The sequence below is a fragment of the Bradyrhizobium sp. LMTR 3 genome (assembly GCF_001693485.1).
In the GTDB taxonomy this organism is placed as follows: Bacteria; Pseudomonadota; Alphaproteobacteria; order Rhizobiales; family Xanthobacteraceae; genus Bradyrhizobium.
This window is the reverse complement of the sequence record NZ_MAXC01000008.1, coordinates 36,273-56,217: the sequence shown is the minus strand read 5'-3', so window position 1 is coordinate 56,217 and position 19,945 is coordinate 36,273. Positions and strand designations below refer to the sequence as shown.

The 19,945-nt window shown below is 64.0% G+C and carries 14 protein-coding genes; 2 read left to right on the top strand and 12 right to left on the bottom strand.

Annotation, left to right across the window (positions count from 1 at the left end; genetic code table 11):
• Positions 1 to 13: 13 nt before the first annotated feature.
• The 10 genes from kdpA to mobB all read right to left on the bottom strand — a co-directional run bounded on the left by kdpA (position 14) and on the right by mobB (position 14,914).
• Positions 14 to 1,717: a potassium-transporting ATPase subunit KdpA gene (gene kdpA / locus LMTR3_RS07055; protein ID WP_065744374.1), complete on the bottom strand. Its 1,704-nt coding sequence runs from the start codon at positions 1,715 to 1,717 to the stop codon at positions 14 to 16.
• A 22-nt stretch (positions 1,718 to 1,739) separates the two neighbouring features.
• Positions 1,740 to 1,829, bottom strand: a complete 90-nt coding sequence (locus LMTR3_RS07050; protein ID WP_016846764.1) for a K(+)-transporting ATPase subunit F — start codon at positions 1,827 to 1,829, stop codon at positions 1,740 to 1,742.
• A 650-nt stretch (positions 1,830 to 2,479) separates the two neighbouring features.
• The gene (fdhF, locus tag LMTR3_RS07045) at positions 2,480 to 5,245 is read right to left on the bottom strand and encodes a formate dehydrogenase subunit alpha (RefSeq protein ID WP_065744373.1); all 2,766 of its coding nucleotides are present in this window, start codon (positions 5,243 to 5,245) and stop codon (positions 2,480 to 2,482) included.
• On the bottom strand, positions 5,242 to 6,960 hold the full coding sequence (locus LMTR3_RS07040; protein WP_065744372.1) for an NADH-ubiquinone oxidoreductase-F iron-sulfur binding region domain-containing protein: 1,719 nt from the start codon (positions 6,958 to 6,960) through the stop codon (positions 5,242 to 5,244). Before LMTR3_RS07040 ends, fdhF begins: the two co-directional genes overlap by 4 nt.
• A 308-nt stretch (positions 6,961 to 7,268) precedes the next feature.
• On the bottom strand, positions 7,269 to 8,921 hold the full coding sequence (locus LMTR3_RS07035) for an OFA family MFS transporter (RefSeq protein WP_065744371.1): 1,653 nt from the start codon (positions 8,919 to 8,921) through the stop codon (positions 7,269 to 7,271).
• 363 nt (positions 8,922 to 9,284) lie between these two features.
• Positions 9,285 to 11,309: a sensor histidine kinase gene (locus LMTR3_RS07030; protein ID WP_065744370.1), complete on the bottom strand. Its 2,025-nt coding sequence runs from the start codon at positions 11,307 to 11,309 to the stop codon at positions 9,285 to 9,287.
• Positions 11,302 to 12,735: a sigma-54-dependent transcriptional regulator gene (locus LMTR3_RS07025; RefSeq protein WP_065744369.1), complete on the bottom strand. Its 1,434-nt coding sequence runs from the start codon at positions 12,733 to 12,735 to the stop codon at positions 11,302 to 11,304. Before LMTR3_RS07025 ends, LMTR3_RS07030 begins: the two co-directional genes overlap by 8 nt.
• Positions 12,736 to 12,843: 108 nt before the next feature.
• Positions 12,844 to 13,080, bottom strand: a complete 237-nt coding sequence (locus LMTR3_RS07020; RefSeq protein ID WP_065744462.1) for a sulfurtransferase TusA family protein — start codon at positions 13,078 to 13,080, stop codon at positions 12,844 to 12,846.
• 41 nt (positions 13,081 to 13,121) lie between these two features.
• Positions 13,122 to 14,378: a molybdopterin molybdotransferase MoeA gene (locus LMTR3_RS07015; protein WP_065744368.1), complete on the bottom strand. Its 1,257-nt coding sequence runs from the start codon at positions 14,376 to 14,378 to the stop codon at positions 13,122 to 13,124.
• A gap of 8 nt (positions 14,379 to 14,386) precedes the next feature.
• Positions 14,387 to 14,914, bottom strand: a complete 528-nt coding sequence (mobB, locus tag LMTR3_RS07010) for a molybdopterin-guanine dinucleotide biosynthesis protein B (RefSeq protein ID WP_065744367.1) — start codon at positions 14,912 to 14,914, stop codon at positions 14,387 to 14,389.
• A gap of 184 nt (positions 14,915 to 15,098) precedes the next feature.
• On the opposite strand from mobB, the gene fdhD reads away from it, so the two are divergent.
• Positions 15,099 to 15,989, top strand: a complete 891-nt coding sequence (fdhD, locus tag LMTR3_RS07005; RefSeq protein ID WP_065744366.1) for a formate dehydrogenase accessory sulfurtransferase FdhD — start codon at positions 15,099 to 15,101, stop codon at positions 15,987 to 15,989.
• The gene (mobA, locus tag LMTR3_RS07000; protein WP_065744365.1) at positions 15,934 to 16,599 is read left to right on the top strand and encodes a molybdenum cofactor guanylyltransferase MobA; all 666 of its coding nucleotides are present in this window, start codon (positions 15,934 to 15,936) and stop codon (positions 16,597 to 16,599) included. Before fdhD ends, mobA begins: the two co-directional genes overlap by 56 nt.
• 181 nt (positions 16,600 to 16,780) lie before the next feature.
• Here mobA and LMTR3_RS06995 read toward each other — a convergent pair whose 3' ends face one another.
• On the bottom strand, positions 16,781 to 18,742 hold the full coding sequence (locus LMTR3_RS06995) for a molybdopterin biosynthesis protein (protein ID WP_141686499.1): 1,962 nt from the start codon (positions 18,740 to 18,742) through the stop codon (positions 16,781 to 16,783).
• 1 nt (position 18,743) lies between these two features.
• Positions 18,744 to 19,856 carry a molybdopterin-binding protein gene (locus tag LMTR3_RS06990; protein ID WP_065744363.1) on the bottom strand — a complete coding sequence of 371 codons (1,113 nt, stop codon included), beginning with the start codon at positions 19,854 to 19,856 and terminating at the stop codon, positions 18,744 to 18,746.
• Positions 19,857 to 19,945 lie beyond the last annotated feature (89 nt).

Below are 19,945 nucleotides of genomic sequence, written 5' to 3'. Positions count from 1 at the left end.
CCGACGGCTTCGATCAGAACAAGGTGTTGGCGTTCATCGCGAGGTGCTCGACGATCGGCCCAAGCGCCAGCGCCGGGAAGAAGGTGAGCCCGCCGATGATCAGGATGACGCCGACGACGAGGCCGACGAACAGGCCGCCGGTGGTCGGCAGCGTGCCGGCCGAGGGCGGGATCGATTTCTTGGCCGCAAGCGATCCCGCCAGCGCCATTGCCGGCACGATCATGAAGAAGCGGCCGACAAACATCGAACTGGCGAGTGTCAGATTGTAGAAGAAGGTGTTGCCGGTCAGGCCGCCGAAGGCCGAGCCGTTATTGCCGGTCGCCGAGGTGAAGGCATAGAGCACCTCGGTAAAGCCATGCGGACCGGCATTGGCCATCGACGCCACCGCCGGAGGGAAGACGACCGCAACGGCCGTCCAGCCCAAAATCATCAGCGGCAGGATCAGGATCGCAAGCATTGCCATCTTGACCTCGCGCGCCTCGATCTTCTTGCCGACGAATTCCGGCGTGCGGCCGACCATCAGGCCGGCGACGAAGATCGCCAGAACGACGAACAACAGCATGCCGTACATGCCGGCGCCGACGCCGCCGACGATGATTTCGCCGAGCTGGATGTTGAGCAGCGGGATCATGCCGCCGAGCGCGGTGAAGGAGTCATGCATGGCATTGACGGCGCCGCAGGAGGCTGCGGTGGTAATGACCGCGAAGAGTGAGGAGGCGACGATGCCGAAGCGGACTTCCTTGCCTTCCATGTTGCCGCCGGAGAGTCCCAGCGCGCTCAGCGTCGAGGTGCCGTTGGCTTCGGCCCAATAGGTGACGGCGACGCCGGACAGGAAGAGAACGCCCATCACGGCGAGGATCGCCCACCCCTGCCGCTGGTTGCCGACCATGCGGCCGAACACGTTGGTGAGCGCCGCGCCGAGCGCAAAGATCGAGATCATCTGCACGAGGTTCGACAGCGCGGTGGGGTTTTCAAATGGATGCGAGGCATTGGCATTGAAGAAGCCTCCGCCATTGGTGCCCAGCATCTTGATCGCGACCTGCGACGCCACGGGACCGACCGCGATGGTCTGCTTGGCGCCTTCCAGCGTGGTGGCCTCGACATAGGCGCCGAGCGTCTGCGGCATGCCCTGCCACACCAGGAACAGCGTATAGACGATGCAGATCGGCAGCAGCACGTAAAGCGTGCAGCGCGTGACGTCGACCCAGAAATTGCCGATCGTGCGCATCGAGGAACGGGAGAAGCCGCGGATCAGCGCCACTGCGAGCGCGATACCGGTCGCGGCCGACAGGAAGTTCTGAGGCGTCAGGCCCAGCATCTGCGTCAGGTACGACAGCGTGCTTTCGCCGCCGTAATTCTGCCAGTTGGTGTTGGTGATGAAGGACATCGCGGTATTGAAGGACAAATCCTGGGCGACGGCGGATTGTCCCGCGGGGTTGAACGGCAGCAGCGCCTGCAGCCGCATCAGGCCGTAGATGATGAGGAAGCCGCCGACATGGAACAGCAACATCGCGACCGTGTAGGTCAGCCAATGCTGCTCGCGCTTTTCATCGACGCCGCCGATCCAGTACAGCCCAGCCTCGACCGGCCGCAGGATCGGCGTGAGGGGTGTGCGCTCGCCGCTGAAGACGCGCGTCATGTACCAGCCGAGCGGCTTTACGAGCGCGACCACGATCGCGCAGTACAATAGAATTTGAATCCAGCCGATGACGGTCATGGGATTACCTCTGGATGTGAGATCAGAACCGCTCGGGGCGCAGCAGCGCGTAGGTCAGGTAAAACAGCAGACCGAGAGAAACGAGACCGGCGAGCGAGTAATCGAAGATCATGGCGCTCTCCCTCACAACCGTTCGCAGACATAGGCATAACCAATGCCCGCCACGAAGAGGCCGAGAGCGAGCGCCAGCATCACAATGTCCAGCATGGGATGTTCCTCTGCAACGTTACCCACGCAGCCGAAGATACGGCTATGCGTTCCGGGCCTGAGGTGCCACCGGGCGCATAGGTTTTCGAGACGGGAAGGATGGCGACGTTATAGGAATCTCATAAAGACGCCTTCCGTCGTCCCTGCGAACGCAGGCGCTGATCGATCTCGAGTTGCCGCAATGGCCGATTCGGCGGATCGCCTATGATGAGGGTGAATGGTACTGCGCACTATCCCGGCAGCGCGAGCTGCCGGACTGCCTCGACCAATCCGCTAGAGCATGATGAAAATTAGATTTGATCGCGACCACGAAGAAGGTGCGCTCCCTCTCCCGCATGCGGGGGAGGGTTGGGGTGGGGGTGTCTCCGCGGGCGACACTGCCCGAGTGGAGAGCCCCCCACCCGGCGCTCCGCGCCGACCTCCCCCGCAAGCGGGAGAGGTGAAGCAAGTCTGCGGCCAATCGATCTAACCAAGAGTCATCATGCTCTAGTCCGATGCGGCAACAGTGTTGGTGAAGTCCCGGATGTCGCTTCGCTCATCCGGGCTACAGGCCGCCTACTCCGCCGCCGACTGTAGCGCCAGCTTTTCTGCGCGCACGGCGCAGAACTTGAATTCGGGGATCTTGCCGAACGGATCAAGCGCCGGGTTGGTCAGCAAGTTCGCCGCCGCTTCCGCGTAGCAGAACGGCATGAACACCATGTTCTCCGGCACGTCGCGGTCGGAGCGAACCTTGACCTCGACGGCGCCGCGGCGGGTTTCCAGCTTGATGAAATCGCCGGGCCAGACGCTGAGCTTGCGCATATCCTTCGGCGACATGAACGCCACCGCCTCGGGTTCTAGCTGATCGAGCACGGATGCGCGGCGGGTCATCGAACCGGTGTGCCAGTGCTCGAGCACGCGCCCCGTGGAGAGCACCATCGGATACTCGGCGTCGGGTATCTCATCCGGCGCGATCACCTTGGCCGGCACGATCTTGCCGCGGCCGCTCTCGGTCGGAAAACCGGTGGTGAAGATGATCTCGTTTCCGGGCTTGTTCGGGTCGTCAACCGGGTAGGTCACCGCGCCCTCGCGCACCAGCCGGTCCCAGGTGATGTTGTTCAGCGACGGCATCACCTGCGTCATTTCGGTGAAGACATCGGCCGGGCCGTTGTAGTTCCAGGGCAGGCCCATGCGCTTGCCGATCTCCTGGATGATCCAGAGATCCTGCCGCGCATCGCCCGGCGGACGGATCACTTCGCGCGCAAGCTGCACGCGGCGGTCGGTATTGGTGAAGGTGCCGCTCTTTTCGGCGAACGCAGACGCCGGCAGGATTACGTCGGCGTGGAACGCGGTTTCCGTGACGAAGAGATCCTGCACCACCAGATGATCGAGCTTGGCCAGCGCCTCGCGCGCGTGCTGCAGGTCGGGATCCGACATCGCGGGGTTTTCGCCCTCGATATACATGCCGTTGATCTGGCCTGCATGGATAGCATTCATGATCTCGACCACGGTGAGGCCGCGCACAGGATCGAGGTCCTGATCCCAGAGCTTCTCGAAAGGCTCGCGCAGATCGGTGCGTCCGACCGGCTGATAATCCGGCAGGAACATCGGGATCAAACCGGCGTCGGAAGCACCCTGCACGTTGTTCTGGCCGCGCAGCGGATGCAGGCCGGTGCCGGGACGGCCGACCTGGCCTGTCGTTAGCGCCAGCGCGATCAGGCAGCGCGCATTGTCGGTGCCATGGATGTGCTGGCTGATGCCCATGCCCCAGAAAATGATCGAGGCCTGCGAGCGCGCGTAAGTTCGCGCCACCTCCTTCAGCGTCTCCGCGGGGATACCGCAGATCGCCTCCATCTTCTCCGGCGGGAATTCCTTGATGCGCTCGGCGAGCTCGTCAAAGCCTTCGGTATAGCCCGCAATATATTGCTGGTCGGTCAGCCCTTCGGTGATGATGGTGTGGAGCATCGCGTTCAGCATCGCGACGTCGCTGCCGGGCTTGAAGGCGAGATGCTTCCACGCGTGGCGCGAGAGCGCCTGCCGGCGCGGGTCCATCACGATCAGCTTGGCACCACGCTTGGCCGCGTTCTTGAGATAGGTCGCGGCGACCGGATGGTTCACGGTCGGATTGGCGCCGATCACGATGATGACTTCGGCATCCATCGCCGCAGCAAACGGCGCGGACACCGCACCGGAATTCAACCCTTCCATCAGCGCCGCGACCGATGAAGCGTGGCAGAGCCGCGTGCAGTGGTCGACATTGTTCGAGCCGAAGCCGGTGCGCACCAGCTTCTGGAACAGATAGGCCTCCTCGTTCGAACCCTTGGCCGAGCCGAAGCCGGCCAGCGCCTTGACGCCCTTCTCGTCGCGAATCTTGACGAGGCCTTTTGCAGCGATATCCAGCGCCTCTTCCCACGTAGCTTCGCGGAAATGGGTGAACGGATTGGCCGGATCGACCTGGTCGTTGGCATCCTTTTTCGCGTTCGGCAGCCGCACCAGCGGCTTTGTCAGCCGATGCGGATGATGGATGTAATCAAAACCAAAACGACCCTTGACGCAGAGCCGGTTATGGTTGGCCGGGCCGTCACGGCCCTCGGCGTAAATGACCTTCTCGTCCTTGACCTGATAGGTGACCTGGCAGCCGACGCCACAGAACGGGCAGAGCGAATCCACCTTCTTGTCGGCATAGGTGACGCGGGTCTGGTTCTCGTCCAGCATCACAGAGGGCATAAGTGCACCGGTCGGACAGGCTTGCACGCACTCGCCGCAGGCGACGCAGGTCGATTCACCCATGGGGTCGTCGAAGTCGAACACGATCTTGGCGCCGGCATTGCGATAGGCCATGCCGATGACGTCGTTGACCTGGACCTCGCGGCAGGCACGCACGCACAGGCCGCACTGGATGCAGGCATCGAGATTGACGCTCATCGCGGGATGGCTGGTATCGCCCTGCCACCGCTCGGCCGCCGGGAAACGGCTCTCGGTCACCTCGACCTTTTCGGCCCAGTGCCAGAATTTCGAATCGGGATCGTGCGAGGTCTCGCGCGCCGGCTGGTCGGCGACCAGCAATTCCATCACCATCTTCTGCGCCGCGACGGCGCGCGCGCTTTCGGTCTTCACCTTCATGCCGACGCTCGGCGTGCGCTTGCAGGATGCGGCCAGCACGCGCTCGCCCTCGATCTCGACCATGCAGGCGCGGCAATTGCCGTCAGGCCGGTAGTCCGGCTCCGGCGAATAACAGAGGTGCGGGATTTCCTTCTGGTGGCGTTTTGCCACCTGCCAGATGGTCTCGCCCGCGTTGGCCTCGACCTGTTGGCCGTCGAGTTCGAACTTGATCTTGGTCATTCCGCGGCCTCTTTCGGCACGAATTCTTCCGGAAAATATTTAATCACTGACGTCAGCGGGTTCGAGGCGGCTTGTCCAAGCCCGCAGATCGAGGCGTCGCGCATCGCCTGGCTCAATTGGTCCAGCAATTCGCGGTTCCAGACCGGCTGCTGCATCAAGAGCGCCGCCTTCTGGGTTCCAACGCGGCACGGCGTGCACTGGCCGCAGCTTTCATCCTCGAAGAATTTCATCAGGTTCAACGCCGCGCCCTTCACACTGTCCTGCTCGGACAGGATGACGACAGCGGCGGAGCCGATGAAGCAGCCGTATTTTTCCAGCGTGCCGAAATCGAGCGGGATGTTGTCCATCGATGCCGGCAGGATGCCGCCCGACGCGCCGCCCGGCAGATAGGCGTGGAAGGTGTGGCCGTCGGCCATGCCGCCGCAGAACTCATCGATCAGTTCGCGCACGGTGACGCCAGCCGGCGCCAGCTTCATGCCGGGATTTTTCACGCGGCCCGAGACCGAATAGCTGCGCAAGCCATGGCGGTCGTTGCGGCCGTGGCTCTTCCACCAGTCGGCGCCTTTCTCGACGATGTCGCGCACCCACCACAGCGTCTCGATATTATTGATCAGCGTCGGCAGGCCGAACAGGCCGACCTGGAACGGATAGGGCGGCTTGTGCCTGGGCAGACCACGCTTGCCCTCGATCGATTCGAGCAGCGAGGATTCCTCGCCGCAGATATAGGCGCCCGCACCGCGGCGCATATGCAGGACAGGACCGCCCGGCGGCAATTTTGCGATTTCGCGCGTGAGGATTTCGCGCGACGCCGGATATTCGTCGCGCAGATAGATATAGACGTCGGTCGCTTCGACGACATGCGCGCCGATCAGCATGCCCTCTATGAAGCGATGCGGATCGGTTTCGAGATAGAAGCGGTCCTTGAACGTGCCGGGTTCGCCCTCGTCGCCGTTGATCGCCATCAGCCGCGGGCCGGGCTCACCCAGCACCGCGCGCCATTTGCGCCCGGTCGGAAAGCCCGCGCCGCCGAGCCCGCGCAGCGAAGCGTCGTCGAGCGACTTCAGGAGATCTTCTTTCGTCATGGCGCCGGAGCGCAGCCGGTTCAGCAGGTTGTAGCCGCCGCCGGCGACGTAGGCGTCATAGCCGGTATATCTGGGTAGATGCGCGTGAGTGTCGCCGGCCTTGGCGGCGGCGAGCACATTCGTCACCGTGGCATGATCGACGAAGTGATGGCCGACTTCGGCGGCGGGCGCGGTGTCGCAGCGGCCAACGCAGGGCGCGCGCACCACGCGGATGCCGGGGCCGGCACTGTCCTGCAGTTCGTGCAGCAGCTTCTCCGCGCCCATCATGGCGCAGGTCAGCGAATCGCAGACCCGGATGGTCAGCGGCGCGATATCGGGCGCACCCTCCTTCACCACGTCGAAATGCGCGTAGAAGGTCGCGGTCTCGAACACTTCCGCAAACGACAGCTTCATTTCGTCGGCAAGCGCTGCAAGATGCGCCGCGGAGATCTGGTGATACTTGTCCTGGATCAGGTGCAGATGCTCGATCAGCAGGTCGCGGCGCCGCGGCCGGCCGCCGAGCAGGAGCTCGATCTCATGGGCTGCGGTGGGGTCGACCTGGCGGCCCTTCGGCGTCGCCTTGGCTCGCTTCCGTCCCGCGCCCGGATGATCGAACGAGCGGACTTTTTGTAGGTCGTGTACGTCGTGATCCATTGAAACGTCTCGTTCCCTGCCAGTCTGCCAGCCAACTCTAGTCAGTGGCATGCCAGATGCCAAGAGATTTATCAGATGTTTAGGGCAACACAGGCCGCGAGCTTTCGATCCTGTCCCGCGCCCGGAACAACCACGTTTGCTTTGCCTGATCACCGGATGAGAACGCGAATTTGGTCGGGAGATCAATAAAGCCGTCTCATGCTGCGATTGCGAAAGCGGATTGATCTGGATTTCCGATTGCTCGATTTCAATTCGACATCGCACCTGAAATGCCGTCGCGGAACGCTCGCCCCGCGACGGCAGAAGAGTCAGAGGATCTTGACGGCGCTTTCCAGCGTCTTCCAGACGCCCCAGGCCAGGGGAATGCCGACGAACGCCCAAAACAGCGCAGCCTTGGCGTCGAGCCCACCGAATCCGATGCCGTAGGATCCTGACGGCCCCGAGCTGCCCGCGCTCGCTGTCGCTGCCTGCAGCTTGGCAACCTCGGCGTCGCTCATGTGCCACTTCGCGTCGACCGGCTTGATCAGGTAGTTGCAGATCAGGCCCGCGATCAGCATCGCGCACAGGATGTACATCGTCGTGTTGTAGAGCTGGTCGCGCGGCACGCCGGCGGCAAGCTGGAACTCGCGGATGTAGTTCACGACTACGGGACCGATGATGCCCGCTGTCGACCACGCCGTCAGCAGACGGCCATGGATGGCGCCGACGAACTGTGTGCCGAACATATCGGCGAGATAGGCCGGCACGGTGGCGAAGCCGCCGCCATACATCGACAGGATGATGCCGAAGCCGAGCACGAACAGAAGTTTTGAGCCCATCGCCGCAAATGTCGGCGCCAGCGCATAGAGCACGATGCCCAGGATGAAGAACGTATAGTAGGTGTTCTTGCGGCCCATCTTGTCCGACAGCGAGGCCCAGAAGAACCGGCCGCCGATGTTGAACAGCGAGAGCAGTCCGGCGAAGCCGGCCGCAATCCCCGCAATGGTCGCCTTCTGCGTGGCGTCAAGTTGGTTGAAGCCGACGTCGGGCAATCCGATCAGCTTGCCGGCGAAGATTTCCTGCAGCATCGGCGAAGCCATGCCGATCACGCCGATGCCCGCGGAGACGTTGAGGCACAGCACCCACCAGATCAGCCAGAACTGCGGTGTCTTGTGCGCGTCCTTCAGGTGGACGTGGTTCTGCGAGATCATCGCATTGGCCTTCGCCGGCGGCGTCCAACCCTCGGGCCGCCAGCCCGCCGGCGGGATGCGATAGCGGAAGGCGCCGATCATCATGAATACGAAATAGATGGCACCCATCGCGATGAAGGTTTCCCAGGCGCCGACCGAGGTCGGGGACTTGAAATAGTTCATCAACAGGTTCGCCAGCGGCGCGCCGATCATGGCGCCGCCGCCAAAACCCATGATGGCCATGCCGGTCGCCATCCCGCGGCGGTCCGGAAACCATTTCACCAGGGTCGACACCGGCGAGATGTAGCCGAGGCCGAGTCCGATGCCGCCGATGACGCCGCTTCCCAGCCACAACAGCCACAATTGATGGGTGATGATGCCGATCGCGCCGAGCACGAGACCACCGCACCAGCACAGCGCCGACACAAAACCCGCCTTGCGCGGTCCGACGCGCTCCAGCCAGCCGCCCCAGATCGCGGCGGAGACGCCGAGCAACACGAAGAACAGCGTGTACATCCAGCCCATGCTGGCGACTTTCCAGTCGCAGGTGGTGGTGAACAACTCCTGTACCAGCGTCATGTCCGGGCAGGCCTTCGGCGCGGTCACGCCGATCGCGCGCGACAGCGGCAGCCAGAACACGCTGAAGCCATAGGCCATGCCGATGCATAGATGAATGCAGAGTGCGGCCGGCGGCACCAGCCAGCGATTGAAGCCGGCGGCCGCAATCGTTCGCTCCTTGTCGAGAATCCCGATCGCACCCGATGGTGCGAGCGTGGCATCGGCTGTCGTCATAGGCGTTTCTCCATTCGCGGCCTTACCGGGCACGTTTGTTGAGAGGTTGGGGGTGTTGGATGGGGACCACGCAGCGCCGACCGTATGCGCGGACGTGCGATGTCCGCGCGACAGATCGGAGTTCAAGTCGAGGCAAAATCATTTTGAGGTTCGGCATGGGCACGTCATGAAGACGGCAAGCGCGCGCAGTCGCCCAGCTTGCGACCGAATATCCGATCATCGCGCCCTCCCCACTCCAACCCTTGAGTGAGAAGTCAGCAATCCGCGTGCCAAATCGCGCGATGCAGAAAATCAATCACTTAACCAAATGCCTGCCGGTGCATCGGACAAAATGTCCTGATAGCCGCTGGACAAAATGTCCGGTCAGGTCACTTCGGGCAGCCACACCCGGAATGTACTCCCGGAGCCGATCCGGCTTTCCACCGTGATCTGGCCACGCTGGCGCTTCACCAACGTCTGACTGATGGAAAGGCCAAGGCCTGTCCCGTCCCTGCGTTTCGTGGTGAAGAAGGGATCGAAGACCTTGTCCAGGACGTCAGCGCTCATGCCGATGCCGGTGTCGGCCACGTCTATTGAGATGCCCGGGTGGCCGTCACGATCGGCGTCAAACGAGCGCAGCGTCAAGGTGCCGCCGTCCGGCATGGCGTGGATCGCGTTGACGATGAGGTTGATCACGACCTGCTGCAGCTCGGTGCGGTTCATCAGGACCAGGCGGCTCGCCCGATCTTCCCGCGCAACCCTGATTTCGGTCTTGTTCAGGAGATGCTGCACCAGCGGCAGGCAGTCCGCCACGACGCTTCCGGGCGCATGACGCTCGACATAGCCGGCATACTCTTCCGGCCGCGCAAACTGCAAGAGCTTGGTGACGATCTGGCTGATGCGATGGATCTGTTCATCGACAAGCCGAAACTCGACCTTGGCTTTCTCGGTGTCAGCGCCGATCACGCTGCGGATGACATCGAGATTGCCCTGCATCACCGCGATCGGGTTGTTGATCTCATGCGCAACGCCCGCGGTGATCTCGCCGATCGCGGCGAGCTTTTCGGACATGATGAGCTGCTTGGTGGTCGCCTCAAGCTTCAGATTGGCAAGTTCGAGGTCCCGGGTGCGCTCGCGCACGCGCGTGTTCAACTCCTCGTTCCACTCGCGCAACTGACGATCGCGCTCCTGGATCTGGTCCAGCAAGGTATCGAGGTGAACCGCCACCCGGCCGATCTCGTCACCCGATGCCGGCAATTTGGTCCGCGCGGAGAGGTTACCGCTCTCGACTTCACCGATCGTCGCCGTGACGCGTTCGAGCGGCATGAAGATCGATTGCGCCCAGCGCAGGAAGATCGGTACGCTTGCCGCCGTGATCGCGATGAACGCAACCGCAATGATCAGAATCGTCTCAAGCTTTGCGTCATTGAACGGCTTCTGCAGAAATCCGACATAAAGCATGCCGACGCGCTTGCCGTAGGTGTCGACGAGCGGCTCGTAGGCCGAGATGTACCAGTCGTTGACGACGAAGGCGCTGTCCAGCCAGGTGCGCCCCTCCCCCATCACCGCAGAGCGCACCGCCGCCGACACCCGCGTTCCCAGCGCACGCCGTCCCTCGAACAGGCGGACATTGGTCGAGATACGCACGTCGTCGAGAAACAGCGTCGCCGTTCCCTGGCTGCCTTCGGGCAGGCTTGCCGCCCGATAGACGAGATCGTTGATCGTGTCGATGAATTCCAGATTCTGGTTCAGCAGTATCCCGCCAACCAGCGCGGCCGGCCCGCCTCCGGGAGCCGTTGCGCGGCTGGCCGCATGCACCACCATGCCATGGGTTTCCGTGCTGCGATCGGTCGGCACTGCGTTTGGCGTCGGCACCAGATCGAGACGCGCACGCTGGGCAAGCGCCGGCGAAATCGTCGCAAGTTCGTCGTTGGTGAAGATATCGATCCCCGTCGACGGGGATTCGCCTGACAACGCCGACGTGATGATCGGCCAATCGGCCCTCGGCGCTCCCTCAAGCGCGGGTGACGAGGCGATGATTTTCCCACCGGCATCCATCAAATAGAGGAAGTCGAGACCCATCTCCTTGCGGGACTGTTCGAGCAAAGTCTCCACCGCAGAGATCGTTTCCCGCTCTTCGACCTCCCGGAAGCGGAACGAAAGGCTCAGGCCGCGGATCTGAACGCCGGTCTTTTCCAGAATGCGGGCCAGGTATTGGTGGGCGATGGTGAGGTCGCCGTTCACCTTGGAGATCAGCGTAGCGTCAAACCGCGCATTCCAGCGATAGATGGCGACCCCAAGCAGAAGCGGCAGGATGACCAGCATCGGCAACAGCGCAATCGCGAGCAGCCGGAAGCGGACGGATGCCCCGCGCACCGGCTCCTCGATGCGGCCTGCCCGGTCAGCCATTCCATAACACGAGTTTGCGGTCGATGGTCTTGCGCGAGATGCCGAGCCGCCGCGCTGCTTCTTCGCGGTTGCCGCCGGTCTCCTTCAAGACCGAAAGAATGTGCCGGCGCTCCAGGTCCGCGAGACTGTCGGCACTGGCGACCTGCCCGTCGTTCCGTGGGCCTGCGAAATCGTCCGGGAACGCGCCGAGGATCAACGTGCGCTCGATCAAATTGCGCAGCTCGCGCACATTGCCGGGCCAGTCGTAACTCGCGAGTGCGGCCCGCACTGCGCTATCGATCGGAACCGGCGGCATGCCGAGCTGGATCGAGAGCTTGTTCATGAAGATGGTGGCGAGTTCCTGCACGTCGTCGCCGCGGTCCTTCAATAGCGGCAGATGTATCTGCATGACGTTCAGGCGGTAATAGAGATCGGCGCGAAAGCGTCCCTTCTCCACTTGCTTCTGCAGATCGGCATTGGTCGCAAAGATGAGACGAAGATCGACCGGTACTTCACGCTCGGAGCCGACGGGACGAACGCGGCGGTCCTCCAGAATACGCAGCAGCTTGCTCTGCATCGGCAACGGCAGTTCGCCGATTTCATCGAGGAACAGCGTGCCGCCATGCGCATAGAGGAACAGGCCCTCGCGGCCGCTATCCGCACCTGTAAAAGCGCCCTTGATGTGCCCGAACAGCTCGGCCTCGATCATATCAGGCGGAATGGCGGCGCAGTTCACCGGCACAAAAGGCTTGTCGGCGCGATCGGAGAGGGAGTGAATCGAGCGCGCCGCGACTTCCTTGCCGGTGCCGGATTCCCCGGTGAGCAGGATCGAGGTCGGCAGGCGGGCGACGCGGGCAATGGTTTCGCGCACGCTGCGGGCCGCGGGCGACTCCCCGATCAGATTGTCGCGCAGGAAGGTGCGATCGGATGAAGCGCGCAGCGCATAACGCAAAACGTAGTTCTCGCGCTGCAGCCGGACCCGGTCGAGGCAGCGTGCAACCGCATTGAGGATCTGGTTAGAGCGGAACGGTTTCAGCACGAAGTCGACTGCGCCGGCGCGCAGCGCCTGGATCGCCGTGTCGAGATCGGCATAGGCTGTAATCAGGATGGCGTCGGCGAAGAAGCCGACGGCCCGCTGCTCCGCCAGCCAGTCGACGCCGTTCTTGCCCGGCATGATGTTGTCGAGAATGACGACGTCGAACCGGCTCTTGTCGAGCTTGCGTGAGGCGTCGTCGGTGTCGGCGGCCTCTTCCACGTGCTTGCAATGCGGCCCCAGCGTGCGCACGAGAAAATTGCGCATCCCTGGCTCGTCATCGACGATCAGGATCGAGGCCTGCGCCAGCGCGCTGAACTCGGGACCGCCGGCCGGCTTGCCTGGTTTGGCCGCCGGTTCATTGACCGTTGCAGGGGATATCGCCGCGCTCGCCTTCGATGTCGGGAAGTTCATGCCGGGATTTGTAGGACCGATTGTCGCACCCGGCAATCGGACGCTGTCGTGAACTCGTCTAATTAACGCGCGAGGGTTTACTCGCGGGACCGCCCAAGCATTCGGCTTTTATATCGTCCCATTTGCTTTTTCTATCAGAAACACGATGCGGCTTGGGCTGCGCTCGGTGATTTCGACCTTGTCGCCGGTCTCCCGAATGAGGTTCGGAATGTCAATCACGGACAGCGGATCGGTGCAGAGCACCTCCAGCCTGTCGCCGGGCGGCAGCGTCTTCAGCGCCTTGCGTGTCTTCAACGCCGGCAACGGACATTTCAGGCCAGCGAGATCGAGTTTTGTCGTCGTCATGCGCCGACCATGGCGAAAAGGGCCTGCATCGTCAACGGACATCAGTTGATCAGGCTTGCATAGGACAGGAACCCGACTGTCTGGCCGGGCGACACCTGCGTGACGTCCTCGCCGAGTTCGACGAGCCCATCGGTGTCCGCCAACGACGACAGCAGCCCAGCGCCTTCGCGCGGGAATTTTACCGCTTCGAGCGCGCCATCGGCACCCTTGCGCAAGCTGACGCGGACATATTCGCGGCGCGAGATCTTCTTCTTATAGCTGAAGGCGGCGCGAACCGGCATCGGCCGAAGCGGCTCCGGCCGGGCACCGGACAGCGCCAGAATGGTCGGCCGCACCACGTGAACGAAAGTGACGAAACTCGCCACCGGATTGCCCGGCAATCCGATGAACGGCGTGCCGCCGATGATGCCCATCGCGACGGGGCGTCCCGGCTTGATTGCCATCCGCCACAGCACCAGCCTGCCGACACTTTCGACGCTTGCCTTGACGTGGTCCTCCTCGCCGGTCGAAACGCCGCCCGTCGTGAGGATCAAATCATGACCGCCGGCGACCTCCTGCAGCGCGCGGGCCAGCGAGGCGCGATCATCCCTGATAATACCGAGATCGCTGACCTCGCAGCCGAGCCGCGACAACATCGCCATCAGCATGAAACGGTTGGAATCGAACAATTGCGCCGCGGCGCGCGCTTCGCCCGGCGAGGCCAGTTCGTTGCCGGTAGAGAACACGGCGACGCGAATCCGCCTTGTGACATCGAGTTGTGTCAGGCCAAAGGCTGCGGCGAGCGCAACGTCCTGCGGCCGCAGCCGCTGGCCGGCCTGCAGCGCCGCAAAACCTGAAGCGATGTCTTCGCCCGCGGGGCGTACATTGGCGCCCGGCTTGAGGCCTGCGGGAAGCACCACCTTGTCGCCCTCGACGCGCACGTCTTCCTGCATGAACACGGTATCTGCGCCTTCGGGCATCGGCGCACCGGTGAAGATGCGCATTGCCTGCCCCGGCTCGAGCGGCGCAGATGCGGAACTGCCCGCCTGAACGCGGCCGGTGACCGGAAACGCTTGCGCTTCCTGCTGCGGCAGGTCGCGGCTCGCAACCGCATAACCGTCGACGGCGGAATTGGTGAAGGGCGGCAACGGCAGCGGAGCCAGGATCTCGTGCGCCAGAATGCGGCCATCGGCGCGGGCGAGCGTAACCGTCTCGATATCCACGACCGGCGTCACACGCGTGGCAATGAGGCCGACGGCCTCATCGACCGACATCATCGGGCCGCCGAAGGCAAAGCAATCGTCGGACAATTGCGCCATGTGCCTGTTCAGCCCTCAGCTTCGCATTTCGCCAGCACGTCTTCGAGCGATATCGCAGACCGCAACATCATCGCCGCCACGGCCTCGATATCGTCGAGATGGGCAGTCGGCAACCTGGTTTCAACCGCCGTATCGGTCGCTAGCCCGACGATACCGGGATCGTCGGGGAACAGCAGCGGTTTTTCATTCGCGGCGCGATAGACCTCGATCTTGCGGTGCGGCTCGCGCTTGAAACCCTCGACCACGACGAGATCGACCGCCGACATCTTCGCCAGCAGTTCCGCCAGACGCGGCTCATGCGCCCCGCGCAGCTCATGCATCAAGGCCCAGCGCCGCCCCGATGACACCAGAACTTCGGCCGCACCAGCCTCGCGGTGCCGCCAGGAATCCTTGCCGGGTACGTCGACGTCGAAGGCGTGGTGGGCGTGCTTGATCACGGACACGCGCAGGCCCTGTTTTGAGAATTGCGGGATCGCCCGCGTCAGCAAGGTGGTCTTGCCGGCACCGCTCCATCCCGCGAGGCCTATCACTTTCATTGCGTTCTCCGGGGCGGCCCCTCCACCGTCATTGCGAGGAGCGAAGCGACGAAGCAATCTATGCTTCCCCCGCTGCAGTATGGATTGCTTCGCTTCGCTCGCAATGACGGCTTGTGGCCGCATTGTTCATGCCCGGAAATGCTTTATATCGGCTGGAAGCCGTTGTCATGCTAACCTGCGTCCTATGATGAAGATGGAAAAAGCCCCGGCACCCCTGATCGTGCCGAACCCCGAGGATCCGCGGCTGACCGAGCGCGTTGCCGGGACCGATCAGACCGGCGCGACGGTCGAGATCCGGGTGCCGGTGGAACGGCCGCTGACGCTGTACCTGAACGCGCAGGAGATCGTCACCATGATGACGATCGGCGACTATCCGGAATATCTGGCGCTCGGCTATCTCCTGAACCAGAACATGCTGAAATACGACGACGTCGTCACCGAGGTCGAATATGACGACGACCTTCAGGTGGTGGTGGTGCGCACCGAGCACCACACCAATTTCGAAGCCAAGCTGAAGAAACGCACGCAGACATCCGGCTGCGCGCAAGGCACTGCGTTCGGCGACCTGCTTGAAGCGGTGGAAAACGTGGCGCTGCCGAAGGCGAAGTTGCGCACGTCCTGGCTCTACGAGATGACGCGCACGATCAACACCATGCCCTCGCTCTATCTGGAGGCCGGCGCGATCCATGGCTGCGTGCTGTGCAAGGAAGGCACGCCCGTCTGCTACACCGAGGACGTCGGCCGTCACAACGCGGTCGACAAGATCGCCGGCTGGATCTATCGCCACGGCGTCGATCCCGCCGACAAGATCCTCTACACCACGGGCCGGCTCACCTCGGAGATGGTGATCAAGACGGTACGGATGGGCATTCCCATCCTGGTCTCGCGCTCCGGCTTCACCGCATGGGGCGTCGAACTGGCGCGGCAGGTCGGGCTGACGCTGGTTGGCCGCACGCGCGGCAAGCGCTTCATTGCGCTGTCAGGACAGGAGCGGATCGTGTTCGACCAGGACCTCGACTATGTCGAGGAAGAATCCGCGCGGCACAAGCGCAAGGGCGAAGAGCGTGACGAGTAAAATTCCTGGCGTTCTGCTCGCCGGCGGATTGGCGCGGCGGATGGGTGGCGGCGACAAGCCGATGCGCACGATCGCCGGCCGCACCATCCTCGACCGCGTGATCGCGCGCCTTGCGCCGCAATGCGACGGCCTGATCCTCAACGCCAATGGTGACCCGGCACGCTTCGCAGCATTCGGCCTTCCCGTCGTTGCCGACAGCGTCGCCGATTTTCCTGGCCCGCTCGCCGGTATTCTCGCAGCGCTCGACTGGGCTGCGGCCAACCGGCCCGATGTTTCGTTTGTGCTTAGCGCCGCGGCCGATTGCCCATTCCTGCCGCGCGATCTGGTGTCGCGGCTCTATGGCGCGGTGGAAGCGGAGAATGCCGAGCTGGCCGTTGCCGCCTCCGATGGCCAATCACATCCGGTAGTCGGACTCTGGAGCGTCAGCTTGCGCGAACAACTGCGCCACGCGCTGGTCGTCGAGGACATCAGGAAGATCGACCGCTGGACGGCGCGCTACAGGCTCGCCACGGTGACATGGCCGGTCACGCCGCTCGATCCGTTCTTCAATGCCAACACCATGGACGACATCGCGGAAGCGGAACGGCTGGCGGCGCTGGATGGGGGGTAGGTTTCGTGCCCCGGACGCAGCGCAGCATGCAATGCTGCGCTGCTGAGCCGGGGCCCATGCCTCCTGGACGAACATTGGGTCCCGGCTCTGCGGAGCAGCGTTACACGCTGCACCGCGTCCGGGACACGCGCCATCATCGAAAGTTTACGCCGCCAGCGGCACGGTCCAGGCGTCATAACCTTCAGGCCGGCCGGAAACCTGCCTGCAGCAGTGCCGCGCGCGCCCCGTCCGATGCGAGCGCGTCGAGAAACGCCTGCACCGCCGGGCGCTGCTTGCGCGCCGTCACCAGCGCGAAATCATAATGCTCTTCGGCAAAGGGAATGAAACCCAGGTTTGACGCAAGCGCGACCGGCGCAATGGTCATGCCCCAGTCGGCACGGTGCTGCGCGACGGCCGCAGCCACCGCATTGTGCGAGCGCGGCTGATTCCAGTAGCCGTCCGGGCGCGCACCGCCGAGCAGCCGGTCGATCAGGATGCGCGTGCCGGCGCCCTGGTTGCGATTGACCATGATGCAGGCTGGGTCGGCCAGCGCGGCGCGCACCGCCTCCTCCGCGCTCAGGCCCTCGAAGCGCTTGTCACCTTTGCGGAAGACGATGCCTTGCATGCGACGCCATCCCGGCACCAGTTCGAGCCCGTCGCTGAGATACGGCGTGTTGTAGGTCTCGGTCTTCTCGTCGAACAAATGAATTGGGGCAAAGTCGCATTCGCCGCGCTTGGCGGCCGAGAGGCCGCCGAGGCTGCCGACGGCGATCGAGCGCACGGTGAGCCCGGCATGTGCCAGCGGCGCCGTAACGAGATCTAGCCCGGTGCAATGGCTGCCGACGATGACGAGATCGGGCACCCGCACATGCGGCGTGAACAGCGTCACCTCGGCCTCGCTGCCCGCCGGCATCTGGTCCGCCAGCGCATCGATGCGCAGAAAGCCATCGGCCTGGGCAAAGGAGGTGATGGCGCCGGAGCCCTTGCCTGTAGGATACGCGATCAGCCCATCCGCGCCTTCAACCAGCGACACCATGACGAATTCGGCGCGGCCGAGTTCGGACGGGATCCGCACCGGAACGCGCGCGGCCACCTTGGCGTCCGAACGCGGCGGCAGGCCGGCCATCCGCCGCAGCACCGGCACGATCATGTCGTGGAAGGTGAACATCGCCGAGGTCGGAAATCCCGGCAGGATGATCACAGGCTTGCCGTCGCATACCGCAAGGCACAGCGGCTTGCCGGGCTTCAGCGCGACGCCATGGGCGATGATGCCGGGCTTGCCGAGCCGGCCGATGATGCGGTGAGACACGTCGCCCGCGCCCTTAGACGTTCCGCCTGACAGCACCAGCATGTCGCTGCTCGCGAGTGCCTCACGCATCGCGGATTCGAGTTGCGCCTCATCATCGGCGATGGCGCCGAGAAACCTCGCCTCGCTGCCATTCTCCGTGATCGCCGCCGTGACGATCGCGCCGTTGGTGTCGTAGATCGCGGCCGGCCGCAGGGAATGACCAGGCTGCACCAGTTCATCGCCGGTGGAAATGATCGCAACGCGCGGCCGCCGCGCGACGGTCACCTCCGCGATGCCGCAGGCCGCCAGCATGCCGATCTCGCGCGAGCCGATGATGGTCCCGGCGCGCAGCAGCGCCTCGCCACGGGCGATATCGGAGCCGGCATAGGATACGAACTGCCCGGGCGAAGCGGCGCGGCGGATGTCGATCGCACGATGCCCCGCCGGCTGGGTATGCTCGACCATGACGACGGCGTCCGCCCCGCGCGGCACCGGACCGCCGGTCGCGATCGGCGTGGCTGTTCCCGACAGCACCGGCCGCGTCGGGGCGGTGCCGCACGCGATCACTTCGTCGTTCAGCATCACGCGCACCGGCGAAGCCTCGCCGGCCGAAGCAAGGTCGGTGGAACGCACCGCAAAGCCATCGACATTGGAGCGATCGAATGGCGGCACGTCGATCGGCGCCACGACGTCCTCGGCGAGCGCGCAGCCGAGCGCGTCCGCAAGCGAGCGTTTCTCGCTCGCGACCGCACGCGGAAACAACGCGGCTTCAAATCGTGCCAGCGCATCCTCACGCGACAGGATGGTCAGGAATTGATCCTGATCGATATTGTCGCGGCCTTTCGGCGAGGGCGTCTTCGTCATTCCCGAACCCATATCACTCCCGCAGCATATAGGCATCGACCGGGGTGCCCGCCGCAAATCCTTCCGAGCCGGCGGGCACCGCGAGCCAGGCTTCGGCGCGCGCGATCGCATCGAGCGACAATTCGCCCACCGCCAGCGGGACCCAGGCATCCTGCTTTCGTTCCAGCAGCACGATCTCGGCAATGCCGACGCTTGAAGCAATCTTGCGCGCCAGCGGCAGATTGAGCGTCCTGCGCTGCCGGCGGCCCGATAAACGATCGAGCGCGGGAAGGGCCAGCGTCCACCACGCCGCCAAGGCCTGGTCGGGCGCGCCTGGCAACACCACGACCGGCGTCTTGCCTGCACGACCAACGGCCGAAGTGCGGCCTGGTTGCAGGGCAATGCCATGTGCGAGAACCTTCCCGCGCGCCCCCAATGCCGTCACCGCCGTGTCGGTGCGGCCGACACCGGAGCCGCCGACGATCAGCAGCAGATCGCACGCACCGTCATCGATCGCCGCGGCAATCGATGCGGCATCGCGACCTGCAGCCGCGACCAGGACGACCTCACCCCCCGCGGCCCGCGCGCCCTCGGCAACCAGATTCCCGGTTACCGTGCCGCCGGGAATATTGACGATGCGCAGGCGCGGACGGCGCACGCTCAATCGCGTCATTCCTGCGGCGCGGGCGATCATGAGATGGCGCGGCATTACGCGCCGCCCGGCTTCAACGAGACGGCTGCCCGCGGCGATATCGCTGCCGGCGCGGCGCACGCCCTGCCCCGGGATCGCCTCCGCCAGCACCTGCACGAGCGGACCGGACATTTCGACGGAATCGGAATCCAGCACGCAGTCGCAGTTGTCAGGAATGATCTCGCCGGCCTCGACCCACACCGGCGCCGCCGTCAATGGCAGCGGCGAATAGGAGGATGCGCCGACAAGGTCGCGCGCGCGAAATGCATAGCCGTCCGCGGCAGCGATATCGCGCGGCGGGTGGGCATCGAGCCCCGGGATGTCCGCGGCAATACAGCGCAGCGCTTCCGCCAATACCAGTTCCACCGGCGCGACGGGGCTCACGCCCTCCAGCAACGTGGCAAGCGCCACATCGAGCGGCGTCAGCGAAGTCGGCATGCGCTGGTTCGAAGTCATTGGAGCCCGCCTATGCCCTGAATCGGGCGGAAAATAAATAGAACCGGACACCGCGCGCGTGGTTTAGCCCATCCGACCCACGTTGACGC